This window comes from Rathayibacter sp. AY1B6 (genome assembly GCF_002932755.1).
Taxonomy (GTDB): domain Bacteria; phylum Actinomycetota; class Actinomycetes; order Actinomycetales; family Microbacteriaceae; genus Rathayibacter.
The window spans coordinates 24,597-43,993 of the sequence record NZ_PSWL01000020.1 but is presented as its reverse complement, the minus strand read 5'-3'; the positions used below and the strand labels follow the sequence as shown (position 1 = coordinate 43,993).

Genomic DNA, 19,397 nt, shown 5'->3' with positions numbered 1-19,397 from the left:
GGCGCCGGCGGGGCGGGGAACCAGAGCCCTCCCCCCCGCCGGCGCCGCAGGCCCCGATGTCTCCCTCCGGAGGCGCGGGGCAGCGGAGCGCTCGGGAGTCGAGGAGGGCCCCTCGACCGGGTGGTCGCAGCCGACGTGCCGGACGCCGCACCCTGGGGAGGGGGCGTCCGGCACGTCTTCCTCGTGTCGGCGCCGTCCGGTCCGCCGGACCCCCCGGAGGCGCATGACGGGCGGCGTCTGCGGGCGCTAGCGGTTCTGCTCGACGGTGCTCGGCGCGGTCCGGTGCGTCTCCGGCGCCTCCGTGCCGACGGGCTCCGCCTCCCCGCTCGCCGCGGCCTCCCGCAGGTACTGCGCCGACATGACGCGGTAGGAGCGGGTGAGCATCGCCGCGCCGGCCGCGATGATCATGACGACTCCGCCGACCAGGAACACCAGCGCGATCCCCCGGCCGATGCCGTCGCCGAGCAGCCCGCCGAAAGCCGAGCGCCCGGCCGGCGACTCCATGTACGGGATGAGCGCGAACTCGGCGATCGGGGCGATGAGGAACGACGTGATCGGAGCGGCGGCCGACTCGAACGCCGCCGCGAAGCCGAAGACGCGCCCCTGGGTCTCGAAGGGGACGACCTTCTGGATCACCGTCTGCTCGGCGGCCTCGACCGCCGGGATCAGGGTCATGTAGATCCAGATGCCGCCGGCGTAGAGCCACCACCAGTCGCGGAGGGTGAAGACCGCGCCGATCAGGCCCATCGCCATCACGAGCAGCAGCATCGTCCGGATCGGGTTCCTCCCGAGGCCGAACCTCGCCACCAGCAGACCGCCGATGACGAAGCCGGTCGCCGTCACTCCGAGCACCACGCCCCACAGCTCGACCGGGAACAGCTCGAGGCCGTACGGGTCCATCAGCGCCATGTAGACGCCGCCGATCAGGTTGTTGAACGTCGAGAAGACGAGGAGCGCGAAGAGCCCGGTCGCCGCCCGCACCGCGGTGAGGCTGCCGCGCAGATCGATCAGCGGCGCCCTCTCCCCCGTCGACACGGGCCGCTCCTCCGGGATGCGGAGGAACAGCAGGTGCACGAGGGCGGCGGCGGAGAGGCCGATCGCGATCATCAGCGTCCACCCCATGCCGAGCAGGCCGATGGCGAGTCCGCTGAAGACGCTGGTCACCACGAAGGCGAGGCCCTGCACCGTGCCGACGAGGCCGTTCGCGCGGGCGTGCCCCTCCTCCGGGACCAGCAGGGTCACCGTCGTGGAGAGGGCGATGTTGCGCATGTTCTCGATGACGGCGCCGAAGAGGATCGTGCCCGAGAACACCCAGAACCAGGGGGCGCGGAAGTCCAGGAGCGCCGCCTCGGGCAGCGCGAGGAAGAGGCCGCCCGCGACGCCGAACGACACGAGCGTGACCGCCCCGGCGAAGACCATGACGCGGAACTTGCGGTGCCGGTCCACGATCGTGCCGAAGGCCATCGCGAAGACCGCGACGAGCAGCATGTAGGCGCCGCCGATGATCCCGGTCGCCAGGACGGAGCGCGTCTCGAGGTACACCCAGAACGTGAGCGCGAACCAGAGGAAGCTCGTCGTCACGTTCGCGACGGCGGTGTTGAGGAGGATCTGGTGGAAGTCGCGGAGCCTCGTCGAGGCGTCGACGGCGGGTCCGGGCACGGGGGCGGTCGAGGACACGGCTTCCCTCCGCTCGCGACGGCGCCGTCGGTCCCGCGGCGGGAGTCGAGGGTCGTCGCAGCCACTGTAGGACCGCGCCGTCGGCGAGTCGAGAGGGGCCGGGCGTCCGGCGGGGATGCGCTGCCGCCTCCCGCGCGGAACGAGGGCGCCGCCGCCCTCGCGACCCGGATCAGCGGGCCTCGGGGGCGGCGGCGCCGACGGGTCAGACGATGGCGGCGCGGAGGGCCGCGGCGGCCTCGCCGACGTCCGGGGCGCCGTAGATGGCCCCGCCCGCGACGGCCACGAGGGCGCCGGCGCGCTGCACCGACTCGATGGTGGCGGTGCTCACGCCGCCCGCGACCGAGAACGGCACGCCGGAGGACTCGCCGTCGCGCAGCAGGGTCTCGAAGGTGAAGCCCTCCTCCGCCTGCTCGTCCAGACCGGCGTGCATCTCGACGAACTCGGCGCCGAGGGCGACGACCTCGCGGGCGCGGGCGGCCTTGTCGGGCACGCCGATGAGGTCGACGACGACGCCCTTGCCGTGCTTCCTCCCGGCGGCGATCGCGCCGGCGATGGTGCTGTCGCCGGCGACGCCGAGGACCGTCACGAGGTCGGCGCCGGCCGCGAAGGCCATGTCGGCCTCGAGCTCGCCCGCGTCCATCGTCTTGAGGTCGGCGAAGACCGTCTTGTCGGGGTGCGCCTCCTTGATGGCGGTGATGGCGGAGAGGCCGGCGCTCTTGATGAGCGGGGTGCCCAGCTCGAGGATGTCGACGTGCGGGGCGGCGGCAGCGGCGAGCTCGAGGGCGGCGTCGGTGCTGAGGGTGTCCATGGCGAACTGGAGCTTCACGGGGTTCTTCTTCCTGTCGAGGTGGGGAGTCGGGTCATTCGAGGTTCGCGTGGCGCGGCCAGAGCTCGTCGGCGCTGTCGCCGCGGCGCTGCCAGAGCGCGTGGAACAGGGCGTCGCCGGTGAGCACGACGACCTGCTCGAAGAGCCCGCCGGAGTACTGCGCCGAGGCGGCCCCGGAGCGGTCGAGCTTGTCGGCGGCGGGCACGACCACCACGGCGGAGGCGAGCCCGGCCAGCGGGGAGTCGGCGGCGGTCGTGATCGCCGCGACCCGCGCTCCGGCGTCGACGGCGGCCTGCGCGGCGCGGACGATGCCCCCGGTGGTGCCGGAGCCGCTCGCGGTGAGCAGCACGTCGCCGCCGCGGATCGCCGGGGTCGTCACGTCGCCGACCACGTGCACGACGAGTCCGAGGTGCATGAGGCGCATGGCGGTCATCCGCAGGGCGAGGCCGGAGCGGCCGGCGCCGTGGACGAAGACGCGGTCGGCGCCGGCGAGCAGCTCGAGGACGGGCTCGAGCCGGTCGGTCGTCAGCGAGGCGGTCGCGGCGGACACCTCGGCGGCGATCACGGCGAGCGCCTCTGCGGGGTCGGTGGTGCGGTCGTCAGCGGGCATGGGTCCACAGTGAGCCCGGCGACCGGATCCGCGCGCCACCTGATCGAGGAGGTCCGCCTACCCGATCGGGTGGGCGATGCCGCTCGCGGGTAGGACGGGTAGGTTCGGAGGATGGATCCCGCCGAGTCCCCCGCCTCCCGCACCCTGCTGCAGCAGCACGCCCGCACGGTGGCCGAGCAGGCCGACCGGCACGCGGTGGCGCTGGAGTCGGTGCTCTCCGCCCTGCGCGCCGAGCGCCTCGACGACCGTGCGGCCCGCACCGTCGCGATCGACATCGCCGCGAACGCCCTGGTCGAGCTGCGCACCGCCTCGGACGAGCAGCGCAGCGCGATGCTGGAGCCCGTCGTGGGCGCGTTCGCGCGGCTCCGGAGCGACCTGCGCCCGCTCGTCCGCTTCGGCGACCTCGACGTGCAGTTCGTCGAGCCGCCCGCCACCGGGCGCGCCCTCCCCGGCGAAGTGGCGCACGGGGCCCGCGCGATCGTGCGGAGCGCCGTGCTGGCGTTCGTGGAGTCGGAGCAGACGCGCCGGGTGCGGATCCAGTGGGACTGCGACGGGCTCAACCTGCTCATCGAGATCCGCGACGACGGCCGGGGCGAGCTGACGACCCGCGACGACGCCCTGCGCCCGATCGCCGAGCGCGTGCGCGGGCTCGACGGGGAGCTCTCGGTCGCGTCGACCGCGGGCTGGGGGTCGACCCTGTCGATCCGCCTCCCCCTCGATCCGCCGGCGCAGCCCGACGGGCTCGACCTCGCCGAGCTCAGCGCCCGCGAGCGGGAGGTGCTGAACCTGATCACGCTCGGCGCCTCGAACCAGCGGATCGCGGACGACCTCGGCATCAGCGGCAACACCGTGAAGTTCCACGTGTCGAACCTGCTGCGCAAGGCCGGCGCCCGCACCCGGGCGGAGCTGGCGGCGCTGGCGCGCTGATCGATCCGGGTGCCCCGTCCTGGCAGAGCCGCCCTCGCAGTGCCGCCCCCGGACGCACGGACGGGCCGCGGCGGCCGCCGAGGGTCTCCCCCTCCTGCGGCGCCGCGGCCCGTCCGGCCGATCAGCGCGCCCCGATCACTCGCTCCGGAGCAGCCCGAAGCGGAATCGGCCGGAGCCGTCGAGCGTGTCGTCGATGCCCGAGATCGTGGAGGAGGCGATGACGGTCTCCGTGCCCTCGAGGAGCGGCACGGTGATCGCCTTCTCCGCCGCGAGGCGCTGCGCCTCCTCGATCGCCGCGGTGCGCTCGTCGCCGGGCGCCAGGCTCCGCTCGCGCAGCACGACCTCGTTGTAGGCGTCGTCCTTCACGGCGGCGCCGAGGATGGAGGGGGCCTCGTCGGTGCCGTAGAGCAGGTTCAGGTAGTTGTCCGAGGCCGGGTAGTCCGCGAACCAGCCCTGCTGGTAGAGCGGGTAGGACGTCGACTTCTCCTTCACGTACTGCGTCCACTCCGTCGACTGCAGGTCGACCGTGAACAGCCCGCTGCGCTCGAGCTGGTTCTTGATGAGCGCCTACTCGTCCGAGGTGCTGGAGCCGTAGTGGTCGGTGTTGTACTGCAGCGTGAGATCGACGGGACCGGTGATCCCGGCGGCCTGGAGCGCGGCGGCGGCCTCGTCCGCGCTGGGACCGCCGCTCCCGTCGCCGAAGGCCTGCTCGTAAGCCGGCGTCGATCCGGTCAGGGCGCTGGGGACGATCGAGTAGACCGGCGCGTAGGTGCCCTTGTAGACCTGGTCCGACAGCTCGTCGCGGTCGATCAGGTCGGCGACGGCGGTGCGGACGGCGAGCGCCTTGTCGGCGTCGGCCTCGGGGGTCGCGGAGCCGTAGGGCATGGTCTCGGGGTTGAAGACGAGGAAGCGCATCTCGGCGCCGGGACCGGAGTGCACCGTCAGGCCCTCCTCGCCGCGGAGGTCCTCGGTGTCGGTCGCGTTCAGCGTGCGGTAGGCGACCGCGATCTCGCCGCGCTGGATGTCGAGCTTGAGGTTGCTCTCGTCCGCGTAGTAGCGGACGATCACGGACTCGTTGGCGGCGGCGCCGAGGAGGCCGTCATAGGAGTCGTTGCGGGTGAGCTGCACGAGCGAGTTCAGCGTGTAGCTCGTGATGGAGTACTGCCCGCTGAAGGCGTCGCCGGCGACGATGTCGTCGTCGGTGGTGAGGGAGTCGGCCGAGAAGACGTCCTCGTCGACGATCGCGGCGGCGGGGCTGGTGAGGATCTGGGGCCAGAGGGCGTTGTCCGGGGTGGCCAGCGTGAAGACGACGGTGGAGTCGTCCTCCGCCTCGACCGAGACCATGTCCGAGAGCAGCGACGAGGGGCCGTTCGGAGCGGCGATCGCCACCTGGCGCTCGAAGGTGAAGACCACGTCCGAGGCGGTGAGCGGATTGCCGTTGGCGAAGGCGGCGTCCTCGCGCAGGGCGACGCGGTAGTGGGTCGGGTCGGTGAACTCGGCCGAGGCCGCGAGGTCCGGCACGGGATCCGTCGATCCGGGGGCGGAGGTCAGCAGCCAGGAGAAGACCTGGTTCTGCAGCGTCGCCGAGCCGAGATCCCAGGAGCCAGCGGGATCCAGGGCGGTGACCTTGTCCGTGGTCCCCAGGAGGATCCCGGGGGGCGCCTGGGCGCCGGTGGTGCCCGGCGAGCAGGCGGTGAGGGCGACCGGCGTCGTGCCGTCGCGGTTCCTGCTACTCGAGCAGCTTGCCCGCGGTGGCGACCTCGCCGCTGATCAGCGCCTGGATCTCCTCCGGCACCGCGGGGATCTCCTCGCGGGTGATCCCCGTGGAGGGCGACCAGACGAGGTTCACCTGGAGGGCCGGGTCGATGTCCGGGTAGTCGCTGCGGTTGTGGCAGCCGCGGCTCTCCCGGCGCTCGAGGGCGGCCTCGAGGGTGGCCCGCGCGGCCATCGCGGCCGACTTGAGGTCGAAGGCGTGGGCGAGGTCCTGGAAGCCGGCGATGTCCGGGTGCACGCCGATGTCGGCGATGCGCGCCTCAATCGCGTCCAGCTCGGCGAGCCCGGCGAGCAGGCCCTCCTCGTCGCGGACGACTCCGGCGTGCTCGGTCATCGTGTTGCGGATCGCGCGCTGCAGGGCGCGGACGTTCTCGGTGCCGTCGGCCGCGAGCAGTCCGGCGATCTCGTCGCGGGCGACCTGCACGGACGCGGCCGAGCGGGTCTGCGCGGTCAGCGAGGCGGAGTACTCCGCCGCCGCCTGCCCGACGATCCGGCCGAACACCAGCAGCTCGATCAGCGAGTTGCCGCCGAGGCGGTTGGCGCCGTGCAGCCCGCTGGAGGCCTCGCCGATCGCGTAGAGGCCGGGGACGTCGGTGCTGTGGTCGTCCGAGCGCACCCAGACCCCTCCCATCGAGTAGTGCGCGGTGGGCGCGATCTCGATCGGGTCCTTCGTGATGTCGAGCATCTGCAGCTCGAGCATCGTCTGGTACACCCGCGGCAGCCGGGTCATGATCGTCTCGCGCGGCAGGTGCGAGACGTCGAGCCAGACTCCGCCGTTCGGCGTGCCGCGACCCTCCTTGATCTCGGTGTAGCAGGCGAGGGCGACGCGGTCGCGGGTCGAGAGCTCGAGGCGCTCCGCGTCGTATTTGCCCATGAAGCGCTCGCCGAGGCCGTTGCGGAGGATGCCGCCCTCGCCGCGGGCCGCCTCGGAGATGAGGGTTCCGGCCGCGTTCTCGGGCTCGATGATGCCCGACGGGTGGAACTGGACCAGCTCGGGGTCGCGCAGGCGACCGCCGGCCTCGACGGCCAGGCGGAACGAGTCGCCGGTGTTCTCGTCCCGACGGGAGGAGGTGCGGCGCCAGATGCGGTTGTGCCCGCCCGCGGCGAGGATCACCGCGTCGGCGTGGATCAGGTAGCGGGTGCCGTCGACGAGGTCGAAGCCGTAGGCGCCGAACACGGCTCCGTCCTCGTTGACGAGGATGCGGGTGACGTAGACGGTGTCCAGGATCGGGATCTCGAGCTGGGCGGCCCGGTTGACGAGCGTGCGCTGGATCTCGAGGCCGGTGTAGTCCCCCGCGAAGGCGGTCCGGCGGTAGGTGTGCGCCCCGAAGAAGCGCTGCGAGATGCGGCCGTCGTCCTCGCGGGCGAACGGCATGCCGTAGCGCTCGAGGTCCTGGATGCCGCGGGCAGCGTTGGAGGTGACGATCTCGACCGTGTGCGGGTTGGCGAGCTGGTAGGACTCGGTGATGGTGTCGGCCGCGTGCTGCTGCCAGCTGTCGTCGGGGTCCATCGTGGCGAGGGCGGCGTTGATGCCGCCGGCGGCGAGGGAGGTGTGCGCATCCGACTTCGAGCGCTTGCCGAGCGCGAGGACGTCGACGCCCGCCTCGGCGAGCTCGATCGCGGCGCGCAGGCCCGATCCGCCGGTGCCGATGACGAGGACGGAGGTGGAGATCCGACGCTCCGGTGCGGTGGTCTCTGAAGGGGTCATGCCTCCACGCTAGGCACCGCGCTTCGATTACTCCAATGCATAATGCTGGGCACCGCCATGCACGTAGGGTATGGCCATGGATCTCGAGCAGCTGACCGGATTCGTCGAGGTCGCCCGCCTCGGCAGCTTCACCCGCGCCGCCGACGAGCTGCACCTCGCGCAGCCCTCGCTGAGCCGCCGGATCGCCGCGCTGGAGCAGGACCTCGGCTCGGAGCTCTTCCACCGGGCGCGCTCCGGCAGCACCCTCACGCCGGCCGGCGAGCTGCTGCTGCCGCTCGCCCGGCGCATGCTCGCCGACGCCGGATCGGTGCGCCGCGAGCTGGCCGAGCTGGCCGGGCTCGAGCGCGGCCGGGTCCGGTTCGGCGCGACGCCGACGCTCTGCATCAGCCTCGTCGCGGAGGTGCTGCACGCCTTCCACTCCGCGCATCCCGCCGTGGAGCTGCACCTCGCCGAGGACGGGTCGCGGAGCCTCTTCGACCGGCTGGCCCGCGGCGAACTCGATCTGGCGCTGGTGACGACCTCGACCGCGGCCGCTCCCGGCGCCTTCACGGTGACCCCGCTGCTCGTCGAGGAGCTCGTCGTGGTCTCCTCCGCCGCGGAGCCTCCCCTCGCCGCGACCGGCGCGCTCGACCTGGCGGCGGTCGCCCGCCTCCCGCAGATCGTGTTCAACTCCAGCTACGACCTGCGCCGCACGACCGACGCCGCGTTCGCCGCCGCGGGCCTGGAGCCGGACGTGGTGCTGGAGGGCGCCGAGATGGACGCGGTGCTGCGCTTCGCCGAGCGGGGCCTGGGCGTCGCGGTCGTCCCGGCGATGGTGCTGCAGGGGCGCCCGGGCCTGCGCTCGATCCGCATCGAGGAGCCGACGCTCGAGAAGCCCACCCTGACCCGGACGATCAGCGTGGCGCGTCCGGCGGACCTCGCGCCGACCGCCGCGGTGCGGGTGATGCAGCGCACGATCGCGGCGACCGCCCGCGCGTTCGCCGCGCAGGCCGGGGGCACGATGCGCCTGGCCTGCAGCGGCTGATCGAGCGGGGGTCCCGACACGCAAGCGGGGCCGGCACGAGGAGCACCCGCCGACGGCGGGCCGCGCCCTCCCTGCACGCTGATCGAGCAGCCCCGCACGGGGCGTGTCGAGATCCCCCCTCCCTCGCGCAGGAGCGCCCCCGACCCCGCAGGGCCGGGGGCGCTCCCCGGTGGTTCAGCCGCGCGCTACGAGCACGGGCGCGCCGCGTACGGAGCGCTCACCTCCGTCTCGACGGGGGCGCCGTTCCTCGTGGCCGTGGCCTCGACGGTCACCGCACCGGCCGGCAGGTCCGCCTGACGGGTGGTGAAGGCGTGCGACACGGTCTTGCCGGGCGCCACCGAGGTGAACGTCTTCGTGCCGGACGTCGACGTGAAGGTCACGCCGACCGGGACGTCGGAGCCGTTGCTCGCCTGGACGGTGACGATCGCCTTGCCCGCGATGCAGCGGGTCGCCGCGCTCGCCGTGATGTCGAGCGCCGGAGCCGCCTCGCCCTCGGTGAAGGCGAAGGTGTCGAGCTCGAACAGGTCGCCGGCGGGTCCGGAGTAGCTGAAGAACACGTCGTGCACTCCGGTCGCTCCGGTCAGCGCGGCGCTGACGTCGGTCCACTCGCCGGTCGTCCCGTTCACCGCGACGGTGCCCGCGACGGGCCCGGTCTCGGAGTCGAGGCGGACCGTGACGGTGCCGCCGGCCTGCAGCGCCTTGGCCTTCGCGGTGAACGTCGCGGCTCCGGTGTCCCCGAAGTCGACGGCGGACAGCGCGGTCCAGTCGCCGTTGTCGAGGTCCTTCAGCACGAGGTTCTGCGTCGCGCCCGCGGCGGGGGTGCCGAGCGGCGCGGTCGCGATGCCCTTGCTCCAGCCGATGGTCTCGGCCGGGAAGGTGCGGTACGGATCGAAGTCCTTCACCTGGTCGACGCCCTTGTAGTCGCCGACCACCTGCTGCACCGTGCCGTCGGCGTTGAACTGCAGCTCCTGGATGTGCGGGCTGCGGTACCCCTGGGTGGTGTCGCCGTTGATCCGCTTGTTGAGCGTCGGCGCGTGGTAGGTGAAGTAGTACTTGCCGCCCAGCTCGAACACCGACTGGTGGTTGTTGCCGCCGGTGCCGTTTCCGAAGAAGCGGCTCTGGTTCGGGAACATCACGCCGGCGTAGTTCTCCTTGGGCCAGGACATCGGGTCGTCCGAGATCATGTAGCCGATCTCGCCGCCGCCCGGGTAGCCGGGCTCGCGGGTCTGGTTGCCGCCGAAGTCGTTGCCGCCGAAGTGGGACGAGTACGAGAGGTAGTACTTGTCCTGGCGCTTGAACACCTGGGCCGCCTCGAACGCGACGGGCGCGTCCACGACGGCGGAGGTGCCCTGGGTCGAGATCATGTCGTCGCCGAGCTCGATCACTCGGATGTTCTTCGGGTTGTTGAAGCGCTCGGCCGCGGGGAGCGCGGTCGAGGCGGGTCCGCCTCCGAAGAACAGGTAGCCCTGGCCGTCGTCGTCGACGAGCGGTGCCGGGTCGAACTTCCACGCGACCGCCTCGGCGCCCGGGGTGGACGCGTTGATGAGCGTGGAGGTGCGCTGGCTGGTCCACGGGCCCACCGGCGAGTCGCCGGTGATCACGTTGCTGGAGCCGCCGCCGTTGGCGTAGTAGAGGAAGTACTTGTCGACGCCGTTCACCGTCTTCTTCGCCATGCCGGGAGCCCACGAGTTGCCGGTGTAGGGCGCGACTCCGGTGGAGCCGGCGACCTGGATCTCGCCGTGGTCGGTCCAGTTGACGAGGTCGTCCGAGGAGATCACGGTGATCTGGTTGATCTTGCCGTAGTCGATTCCGGCCGAGACGCCCGTGGCGGGGTTCGGCGCGTAGCCCTGGGTGTCGTTCGTCATGTACATGTACACGCGGCCGTTCTCGACGAAGCCGAAGCCGTCGGCGCCGAACTTCCAGCCCATGAGCGGGTTGTGGTCGCCCGGGATCTTGCCCACGACCTCGATGGTGCGCGAGGCGGGCGCAGGAGGCGCCGCTCCGACCAACGAGACGTCGTCGAGCTTGTAGTCCATCAGGTGCGTCTCGGGCGCGGCCGACGGCGTCGCGGTCCACGGCGTCTCGAAGAAGAGGCGCGCGGTGGCGACGCTCTGCCCGGCGGGGATGGTGAACGATCCGTTGATCGTCGCCCACTGGCCCTTGGTGGCGGTGACGCTCGCGAGGTTCGTGTAGGTGCCTCCGCCGTAGTGCATGGTGGCGAAGAACTGCTTGGTCGCGGGGCTCGCGGCGTTCTCGTACTTGATCTGCGCCTTGACCTGGTAGGTCTGGCCGGCGACGACCTTGCCGCTGAGGTCCTGCATGGCGCCCGCGCCGGTGGTCGTGCGGCCGGTGACGAGCGCTGCGGCGGTGCCGGTGCGCGCGTCGGTGGTCGTCGCGACGGTGCCGGCGTCGGCAGCGTTGCCGTTGTTCACGAACCAGCTGCTGATGCCGCTCTCGAAGCCGCCGTTGACGATGAGCTCCGCCTCAGCGGCGGACGAGGTCTGGGCGGCGAAGGGGGCCACCAGGAGCGCGGTCAGCGCGGCCGTGGCCAGCAGCCTCAGCCGCAACCGCCCCTTCGGAGCGGCTTCTCGTTGTGGTGATCTCACGGATCCTCCTTGATCGTGTCGTGCAGGAGATCGTCGGCGACGGATGCCGCTGACGCGTTCGGGGGCGGGGGCGGCCGCGCAGGCCGCCTCCGGAGTGCTCAGCCGCAGGACGCGGCCGGGTGGGGCGCTCTCACCGTGGTCGTCACCGGCTCGCCGTCGAGGGTGGCGGTCGCGGTCACGACCACCTCGGCGGCGGGGACCGAGGCCGCCCGCGTGGTGAAGGCGTGGCTCGTCGTGGCGCCGGGTGCGAGCGCGGCGACCGTCTTCGTGCCGGAGGCGCTCTCCATCCGGACGGCGACGGGCACGTCGTCGGCGTTGGTCGCCCGCACGGTCACGACGACCTTCCCCGCGATGCAGCGGGTCGCGGCGGCGGCGGTCACATCGAGCGACGCCTCCTTCAGCGTCCCGAGGCGGGCCAGCTGGTAGCTGAGCGCGCGCTCCGGGGCGTCGATCTGGTTCTGCGTTCCCGCGGTGCCGACCGCCTGCGCCTTCGCAAGGACCGACTGGAGGTCGGACCAGGCGTCGGCCGGGTAGTCGTCGGAGCGGAGCGTCGCCGCGTGAGCGACGGCCGCGTCGAGCTGCGAGCGGTCGAGCGCCTTCCCCTCCGAGGAGAGGGTGTCGCTCAGGAGGAACTCGTCGACGTCGACGTGGCCGCCGGCGGTCTTCGTCGCGTAGCTGAATAGCCCGAGGCGGTGGCCCATGAAGTGCGTGAGCTGACCGTCGAGGGTCTGCGGGCCGACGCGGCTGCCGAGCTTCGTCCAGCTCGTCCCGTCGAGGCTGTACGAGAAGGTCGTCCAGAGCTGTCCAGCCGGAGCCGAGAGCTCGAGGTCGGCCTTCAGGCGCACCTGCGAGGCGTCGCCGAGGGCGGCGGTGCTGCCGGGGAGGAAGGACTCGACGGCCGCCTGGTCGAACGTGGTCGCGAACGGCTGGCTGCGGTTCACGACGCCGACGGTGTTCACGCCGTCCTCGCGCTTGACCGCGACGTAGGCGAAGCCGCGGTTGTAGGCCGCGAGCCCGGCGACGTCGCCGTCCTTCATCCCGGAGACGTCGAACGCCGCCTCCGCCGACTGCTTCGGCGCCACGATGCGCTGGGAGAGCGTGTTGCGCGCCTCCTCCAGGTACGTCATCTCGGGCGAGCCCGAGAGGCGCGTGTGCGCGGCCGTTCCGCTGAGCACCTTCCCGTTGGTGAGGCGGAGCCAGCCCTCGCGCTCGGTCAGCGACCAGTAGCGGTTGTCGGGGGCGTGGTTCCACTGCCAGGGGAGGGCGAGGGTCGAGCCGTTCGGCTCGATCTCGGCAGCCGTCGGGCGCTCGAGGGTGGGAGCGGCGCCGACGAGCGAGACGTCGTCGAGCAGGTACTCGGTGCTCGAGGACGCCGGCTGCGGGTTGCCCCACGGCGTCTCGACGGCGAACTTCACGCTGCCGACGTTCGCGGTCTCGGGCACCGTGTAGGTCCCCGTGATCGTCGTCCACTGCCCCTGCGCGACGGCGGCGGAGGCCATCGTCACGGGTCCGGCGCCGAAGTCGGCGCAGAGGTTGAAGCGGACCGACGCGGGGCCGGTCGTGTACTTCACCTTCGCGGACACGGTGTACGTCACGCCGCGCTGGAGCGTGTTCGCGAGCACCTGGCTCGGGCCGGAGCCGTTGAGCGTGCGGGTGCCCACGCGGAGCGCGGCGGTGCCGGACGCCGGGTCGGTCGTGTCGGCCGACAGCGTCGCGCCGAACTGGCCGGCCCACGACGCCGTCCCCGACTCCGCTCCCGGATTCTGCAGCAGCTGCACGCCGAGCAGCGACGCGTCGTAGGAGGGCGCGGGCGGGATCGTCCACGACTCGTCCTGGTAGGCCTTCGCCGGGGCGTCGTTGTCGAAGTCGTCCGAGACGACGATGCTCTTCTGCCGCTCGAACAGCTCCTCCTCGGGGCTGAGGCGGATCGGCTTCGGGAAGCTCCCGCCCACCGGCACCGAGCCGTTCGTCCCGAACGTCGGCCAGCCGTCCTTCCACGTCGCCGGGATGAGCCCGGGGATGCGGCCGGTCGGGAAGCTGTCGCGGAAGAACATGCCGTGCCAGGCGGTCGAGCCGTCCTCCTTCGCGATCGGCACGAGGCTCCCCTGGGCGAACCCGCTGGAGTTCAGCACGCCCTTGCCCTCGTAGGGGTTGCTGCCGTCGGCGGTCGCGTAGCGGCCCAGCAGCTCGGAGGAGCGGAACAGCGCCACCTGGCGGCCCTGGCCCGAGGGCCAGGTGATGATGACGATGTAGTACTGCCCGTCGATGTACTGCACCTGCGCGCCCTCGAACAGGCCGCCGAGGTAGCCGGCTCCCGGGTAGTCGGAGGTGCGGAGGATGTTCGGGTACTCGGCGACGACGGTCGTCAGGTCCTCGCTCAGCTTCACGGCGCTGGTGGATCCGGAGCCGTAGAAGATGTACGGCGTGCCGCCGTCCGCGTCGTCGAAGAAGAGCGACGGGTCGTGGAAGGCGCGGCCGAGGGCCGTGCGGGTCCAGGCTCCGTCCTCGATGTCGTCGGTCGAGTAGAGGTAGGAGCCGCCGAGGTTGTTGGTGTTGAAGACCGCGTAGTAGCGGCCGTCGTGGTACCTCAGCGACGAGGCCCACTGGCCGTTGCCGTAGGAGTTCTGCCCGTTGCGGAGCGAGAAGCGGTCGCCGATCTCGAGCCGGTCGAAGACGTAGTTGACGATCTCCCAGTTGACGAGGTCGTAGGACTTCATGATCGGAGCACCCGGGCTCAGGTGCATCGTGGTGCTGATCATGTAGTAGATGTCGCGGCCCTCGTCGTTCTCGGACGCGGGCACGCGCTCGACGCTGACGTCGGGCACGTCGGCGTTCAGCAGCGGCACGGAGTAGGTACCGTCGCCGCGGTCCGTCGACGTGTACGAGGCCTTCGGCGACCACGCGCCGGCCGCGGTCGCCGGAGCTGCACCGGAGGCGAGCAGGCCCGCCGCGAGGAGGGCGCCGATCGCCGTGGAGGCGACTGCGCGCATCGGGGTCATTCGAACAGCGACAGCGTCAGGACGGAGGAGTAGTCGCCGGGGGCGACGTCGGCCTCGGTCTTCAGGGTGAGGCCCGCGGACACGGTCCAGGACCCGTCCGTCGCGGTCTCCTGCGAGTCGAGCGACAGCGCGAGCAGCTCCTGGTCGAACAGGCCCACGGCGTCGGCGCCCTCGTCGAGGATCGTGTCGACCGGGTCGCCCTCGGACACGAGGCCCGACTCGCCGCCGTCCACGAGGACCGGCGTCCAGCCGAGGTGGTCGGAGGAGATGTCCTCCTGGTCCGCGTCGCCGGTGAAGGCGCTCGCCGAGCCGAGGACGTACCACCCGGCTCCGTCCGGGATCTCGTCGACGGTCCGGGTGTCCGTCACGGTCACGTCGGGCAGCTGCCCGGTGAAGGCGCGCACCGTCGGGGTGGAGCCCTCCTCGGCGAGCGTGGCGGAGGTGCCGTCGATCGACATCGAGAGGGCGCCGGGCTGCTCCAGCTCCTCGATGCTGACGTTCACGTCGACGTCGTCGGAGCCGTACTCGGTGTCGGCGGCCGCGGCCGCGGCGGCGACGCCGGACAGGAGCAGGCAGCCGGCGAGAGCGGCGCCCGAGCGGACGAGCCAGAGGGGTCGGGGGGTGCGTCGCGTGGACATGGTGTTCCTCACTCGATCGGCATCGTCGCCGATCAGGTCGAGCGCCGGACGGCGCGGAGTGGTGGCGCGGCTCGAGGCCGCGAGAGGACGGAGCACGGCGCAGCCCGAGGGGCGTTCGGCCGCGCCTGGTGCGCAGGACGCGCGGAGAGTGGCGGACGGCTCGTGCGCGGCGGCTTCCACAGCGTGGCCACGCGAGCTCCAGCTCTCGACCCCCTCAGCACTGAGGGGAGAAAGGCTGCTCGACACTTGTCGCTCTCGACTGCTGAGCTTTCCCTCAGCTAGTCTTGCGGGCAATGTTACCGGGAACATACCCGATTGCAAGAACGTGTTCTCAACCGACCGGAGCAGCGCAGCGAGGCGATCACCGCGTTCCGCCGCGGCCGGGCGGGGACGGCGGGAGGGGACGAGGATGTCCGAAGGGGCGGCGACGGCGGAGGCCGAGCACGAGGCTCTGACGACGGAGTGCGCGGAGCGCTCGGGCGTCATCGGCGTGCTCCTGGGCGACTTCGAGCCGTTCGGCACGGAGGTGCTGCAGGGAGTGGCGACGGCGCTCCGGGGGACCCGGTTCGACCTCCTCGCCGGCAGCGGGGCGAGCCGCCCGGGCAGGGCGGGCTGGGAGCAGGAGTCCCTGCGGCGCTTCACCGAGGCGCACGTATCGGGAGCGATCCTGGTGACGCCCTCCGGCGTGATCCCCTCGTCGGACCTGCCGCTCGTGGTCGTGGATCCGCTGACCGCGCAGACCGAGCTGCACTCGGTCGCGACCGACGACTTCGGCGGCGCGCAGCTGGCGACGAGCCACCTGATCAGGCTCGGCCACCGCCGCATCGGCTTCGTCGCGGGCCGCCCCGACCTGGAGTCGTCGCACCGGCGCGGCGCGGGGTACCAGCGGGCGCTCGCGGACGCCGGCCTCCCCTACGACCCCGCGCTCGTGCGGGTCGGCCACTACCGGCACGACCCCTCCCTCGTCGCCGCCCACGAGCTGCTGCTGCTGCCCGATCGGCCGACGGCGGTCTTCGCCGCGAACGACGCCTCCGCCATCGCCGTGATCGAGGCGGCCCGGGCGCTGGGCCTCTCGGTGCCCGGGCAGCTGTCGGTCGTGGGTTACGACGACGTGCCCGACGCCTCCCGGGTGGTCCCCGCGCTCACGACGGTGAGGCAGCCGCTGCATCGCGTGGGGCGCGCGGCCGCCCGGGCTCTCCTGACCCTGATCGACGGCGGGAGCGTGGCCGAGCCGCACATGCGGCTGCGCAACAAGCTCGTGCTCCGCGGGTCGACGGCGCCGCCCGCCGACGGCCCGGAGTCGGGCTGACTCCTCCCCCTCCCCCAGCCGGCGGGAATACGCTCGGCGCATGAACCAGCAGCGCACTCCGGTCACGGTCACGGTCACGGGAGCGGGGGGCGCCATCGGCTACGCGCTCCTGTTCCGCATCGCCTCGGGTCAGCTCCTCGGGCCGGACGTCCCCGTCCGCCTGAACCTGCTCGAGATCCCCTCCGGCCTCCGCGCGGCCGCGGGCACGGCGCTCGAGCTGCAGGACGGCGCCTTCCCCCTCCTCCGCGGGATCGAGGCGACGGACGACGCGGCCGCCGCGTTCGACGGCGCGAGCGTCGCCCTCCTCGTGGGCGCCCGGCCGCGCAGCGCGGGCATGGAGCGCGCCGACCTGCTCGCCGCGAACGCGGGGATCTTCGGACCCCAGGGTGCCGCGCTGAACGCGCACGCCGCCTCCGACATCCGCGTGCTGGTCGTCGGCAACCCGGCCAACACCAACGCCTGGATCGCGCGGCGCAGCGCTCCGGACATCCCCGCCGGCCGCTTCACCGCGATGACGCGCCTCGACCACAACCGGGCGCTCGCGCAGCTCGCCGCGAAGCTCGACGCCCCCGTCGACGCGATCGAGGGCGTCGCGATCTGGGGCAACCACTCCGCCTCGCAGTACCCCGACGCGACGCACGCCACCGTCGGCGGGCGGCCGGTGCCCGAGCTGGTCGACCCCGAGTGGCTGCACACGGAGTTCGAGCCTCGCGTCGCCAAGCGCGGCGCCGAGATCATCGAGGTCCGGGGAGCCTCCTCGGCCGCGTCCGCCGCCTCCGCCGCGATCGACCACGTGCGGGACTGGGTCGACGGCACGTCCTGGACCTCGGCCGCCGTCGAGTCGGACGGCTCCTACGGGGTGGAGGAGGGGCTGATCTCCTCGTTCCCGGTCCGCTCCGTCGACGGCGAGTGGCGGATCGTCGAGGGGCTCGAGATCGACGCGCACTCCCGCGCGCGGATCGACGAGTCCGTGCTCGAGCTGCGCGCCGAGCGCGACCAGGCGCTGGCGTTCCTCGCGTCCTGACGCGCCCCTGCCCGTCCCCTCCCCGCGAGATGCCGCCTGTGATGGCGACACGCCGGGGGCGACCGCCACAGGTGGCATCTCGCGGAGGGGGTCAGCGGCGCTTCTCCGGAGTGGGGAGGGTGCCGGAGGCCCGGGCGGCCTCGTACCAGGCGTGCGCCTCCTCCTGGCGCTCCGCCTCGGCGCCGGTCGCGATCGCCGCGCGCACGTGCTCGGGCCCGTAGCCGAACGACGCGACCAGGTCGGCGGCGTGCGGGCGGATGCGGGCGAGCAGCCGGTCGATGTACGACGTCACCGCGACCGCTCGCTGCGACGACAGGCGCCCGTGGATGAGGTACCAGTCGAGGTGCTTCTCGATCAGGCCCAGGCCGAACAGGTCGCGGAGCCAGGTGAGGACGGTGCGCGTGCCCGCGTCCTCGACGCCGGCGAGCGCCTCCGTGAACGCCTCCCACTGCAGCAGCTCGGCGTGCGCGCGGGCCGCCTCGATCAGCTCGCTCTGGTGCGCGTTGAACAGGCGGGCCGCTTCGTCCGCGGGCAGCTTCGACGCCGGACGCAGCCGTGAGGCGATCCCCGCGACCATGCTCTCGACGCGGCTGGTGAGCAGCTCGCGCTGGTCCTCCCGCAGCTGGCCGACCGATCGGGCCGTCGATCCGCGGTCGGCGACGACCTGGGCCAGACGGCGCAGACCGGAGTTGTCGACAGTCGCCCCCGCGACTTGCGAGGCGGCGTACCGCGCCAGCTCCGCGGGCTGGGCGCCCTTGAAGCGGCGTCCGACGTCGGTCAGCAGGCGCTTGGCGACCAGCTGGAGGAGCACGGTGTTGTCGCCCTCGAAGGTCGCGTAGACGTCGAGGTCGGCGCGCAGCTGCGTCAGCCGGTTCTCCGCGAGGAAGCCCGCGCCTCCGCAGGCCTCGCGCGCCTCCTGCAGCGTGTCGAGAGCGTGCCAGGTCGAGAGCGCCTTCAGCCCGGCGGCGAGGGTCTCGAGGTCCTGCCGCGACTGCTCGGTGTCGTTCGCGCCGGAGAAGACCTCGTCGAACGCCCTCAGCAGCTTCTCGTGCGCGAAGGCGGCGGCGTAGGTGGTGGCCAGGCGCGGCAGGAGGCGGCGCTGGTGCCGCTGGTAGTCGAGCAGCACCTCCTCCCGCTCACCGCCGCCGGTGAACTGGCGGCGCTGGTCGCCGTAGGTGACGGCGACCGTCAGCGCGATCTTCGCCGCGGCGACCGAGGCTCCGTCGAGCGAGACGCGGCCCTGCACGAGCGTGCCGAGCATGGTGAAGAAGCGGCGGCCCGGGCTCGCGATCGGCGAGGAGTAGGTGCCGTCGGCGGCGACGTCGCCGTAGCGGTTCAGCAGGTTCTCGCGCGGGACGCGGACGCCGTCGAAGTGGAGGCGGCCGTTGTCGATCCCGTTCAGACCGCCCTTGAGCCCGTCGTCCTCCCCGCCGACACCGGGCAGGAACGCGCCCTGCTCGTCGCGGATCGGGACGAAGAAGGCGTGGACCCCGTGGTTCACGCCCCGGGTGACCAGCTGCGCGAAGACGACCGCCGCGCGCCCGTCCACCGCCGCGTTGCCGAGGTAGTCCTTCCAGGCCGCGCGGAACGGGGTCCGCAGCACGAACTCGCCGTCCTCGTAGGTGGCGGTCGTGGCGATCGACGCGACGTCGGAGCCGTGCCCGGTCTCGGTCATCGCGAAGGCGCCCGGGATCTCGAGGCTCATGATCCCCGGCAGCCACTTCTCGTGGTGCGGGCGGGTGCCCAGGTGCAGGACCGCGGCGCCGAAGAGCCCCCACTGCACGCCGGACTTGATCTGCAGGGAGGGATCGGCGGTGACCAGCTCCTCGAAGCCGGCGATGTTCCCGCCGTGGTCGGCCTCCCCGCCGAGGTCGACCGGGAAGGCGCGGTGCACGCCGCCCTCGGCGGCGAGCACGCGCATCTGCTCCGAGACGCGGAGGCGGTGCTCCTTCATCGGGAGACCGTCGGTGCGGTGCAGCTCGGGGCGGGCGGTCAGGGCGCGGCTGGCGAGGCGCTGCTCGCGCCAGGCGCCGAGCAGGGTCTCCCCGAGGGCGGCGACGTCGACGGCGGGGGCGCCGTCCTCGTCCAGGCGCGCGTCGACCTCGGAGCCGAGGGAGTCGACCGGCGGCGTGGGCGCGATGGGGCCCGAGCCGGAGCGCCGGGCCCGCGTGCGTCCGGTGGCCGCCCGATCGGCGGCGTCGGCGGCGGAGCGGGGGTGGGGAGCGGTGCTGACCATGGTGTTCGTGTCCCTTCGACCGTCTGCGGTTCGGGCCGCT

General features: G+C 72.7%; 14 protein-coding genes. 4 read left to right on the top strand and 10 right to left on the bottom strand.

Annotation, left to right across the window (positions count from 1 at the left end; genetic code table 11):
• Nucleotides 1-246 precede the first annotated feature (246 nt).
• The 3 genes from C5D08_RS11675 to hxlB all read right to left on the bottom strand — a co-directional run bounded on the left by C5D08_RS11675 (nucleotide 247) and on the right by hxlB (nucleotide 3,113).
• Nucleotides 247-1,677: an MFS transporter gene (locus tag C5D08_RS11675; protein WP_104277169.1), complete on the bottom strand. Its 1,431-nt coding sequence runs from the start codon at nucleotides 1,675-1,677 to the stop codon at nucleotides 247-249.
• Nucleotides 1,678-1,879: 202 nt separating this feature from the next.
• Complete coding sequence (gene hxlA, locus C5D08_RS11670) at nucleotides 1,880-2,503, bottom strand: 3-hexulose-6-phosphate synthase (protein ID WP_104224387.1); 624 nt, start codon at nucleotides 2,501-2,503, stop codon at nucleotides 1,880-1,882.
• A 34-nt stretch (nucleotides 2,504-2,537) separates the two neighbouring features.
• The gene (gene hxlB / locus C5D08_RS11665; protein ID WP_104249685.1) at nucleotides 2,538-3,113 is read right to left on the bottom strand and encodes a 6-phospho-3-hexuloisomerase; all 576 of its coding nucleotides are present in this window, start codon (nucleotides 3,111-3,113) and stop codon (nucleotides 2,538-2,540) included.
• Between the two features lie 111 nt (nucleotides 3,114-3,224).
• On the opposite strand from hxlB, the gene C5D08_RS11660 reads away from it, so the two are divergent.
• On the top strand, nucleotides 3,225-4,040 hold the full coding sequence (locus C5D08_RS11660) for a response regulator transcription factor family protein (protein WP_104277168.1): 816 nt from the start codon (nucleotides 3,225-3,227) through the stop codon (nucleotides 4,038-4,040).
• A gap of 135 nt (nucleotides 4,041-4,175) precedes the next feature.
• Here the strand turns inward: C5D08_RS11660 and C5D08_RS17365 are convergent, their stop codons facing one another.
• The 3 genes from C5D08_RS17365 to C5D08_RS11650 form a co-directional block, all read right to left on the bottom strand.
• Nucleotides 4,176-4,532: a hypothetical protein gene (locus C5D08_RS17365; RefSeq protein ID WP_258065014.1), complete on the bottom strand. Its 357-nt coding sequence runs from the start codon at nucleotides 4,530-4,532 to the stop codon at nucleotides 4,176-4,178.
• A gap of 75 nt (nucleotides 4,533-4,607) precedes the next feature.
• A complete protein-coding gene (locus C5D08_RS17360; RefSeq protein WP_258067392.1) occupies nucleotides 4,608-5,561 on the bottom strand; it encodes an ABC transporter substrate-binding protein in 954 nt (317 codons plus the stop codon).
• Between the two features lie 208 nt (nucleotides 5,562-5,769).
• Nucleotides 5,770-7,521, bottom strand: coding sequence for an L-aspartate oxidase (locus C5D08_RS11650; protein WP_104277167.1), 1,752 nt, complete (start codon nucleotides 7,519-7,521; stop codon nucleotides 5,770-5,772).
• 70 nt (nucleotides 7,522-7,591) lie between these two features.
• Between C5D08_RS11650 and C5D08_RS11645 the strand changes: the two genes are divergently transcribed.
• The gene (locus C5D08_RS11645; RefSeq protein ID WP_104277166.1) at nucleotides 7,592-8,545 is read left to right on the top strand and encodes a LysR family transcriptional regulator; all 954 of its coding nucleotides are present in this window, start codon (nucleotides 7,592-7,594) and stop codon (nucleotides 8,543-8,545) included.
• 185 nt (nucleotides 8,546-8,730) lie between these two features.
• Here C5D08_RS11645 and C5D08_RS11640 read toward each other — a convergent pair whose 3' ends face one another.
• The 3 genes from C5D08_RS11640 to C5D08_RS11630 form a co-directional block, all read right to left on the bottom strand.
• Nucleotides 8,731-11,151, bottom strand: coding sequence for a family 43 glycosylhydrolase (locus C5D08_RS11640; protein WP_219815173.1), 2,421 nt, complete (start codon nucleotides 11,149-11,151; stop codon nucleotides 8,731-8,733).
• Nucleotides 11,152-11,249: 98 nt separating this feature from the next.
• Nucleotides 11,250-14,141 (bottom strand): family 43 glycosylhydrolase, encoded by a 2,892-nt coding sequence (locus C5D08_RS11635; protein WP_258067391.1) that lies wholly within the window; start codon nucleotides 14,139-14,141, stop codon nucleotides 11,250-11,252.
• 5 nt (nucleotides 14,142-14,146) lie between these two features.
• A complete protein-coding gene (locus tag C5D08_RS11630; protein WP_104277190.1) occupies nucleotides 14,147-14,788 on the bottom strand; it encodes a hypothetical protein in 642 nt (213 codons plus the stop codon).
• 409 nt (nucleotides 14,789-15,197) lie between these two features.
• On the opposite strand from C5D08_RS11630, the gene C5D08_RS11625 reads away from it, so the two are divergent.
• Together C5D08_RS11625 and C5D08_RS11620 are read left to right on the top strand one after the other, a co-directional pair.
• Nucleotides 15,198-16,097, top strand: coding sequence for a LacI family DNA-binding transcriptional regulator (locus C5D08_RS11625; protein WP_104277163.1), 900 nt, complete (start codon nucleotides 15,198-15,200; stop codon nucleotides 16,095-16,097).
• A 40-nt stretch (nucleotides 16,098-16,137) separates the two neighbouring features.
• Complete coding sequence (locus C5D08_RS11620) at nucleotides 16,138-17,121, top strand: malate dehydrogenase (protein WP_104277162.1); 984 nt, start codon at nucleotides 16,138-16,140, stop codon at nucleotides 17,119-17,121.
• 91 nt (nucleotides 17,122-17,212) lie between these two features.
• Here the strand turns inward: C5D08_RS11620 and C5D08_RS11615 are convergent, their stop codons facing one another.
• Nucleotides 17,213-19,357: an acyl-CoA dehydrogenase gene (locus tag C5D08_RS11615; protein ID WP_104277161.1), complete on the bottom strand. Its 2,145-nt coding sequence runs from the start codon at nucleotides 19,355-19,357 to the stop codon at nucleotides 17,213-17,215.
• Nucleotides 19,358-19,397: the final 40 nt, after the last annotated feature.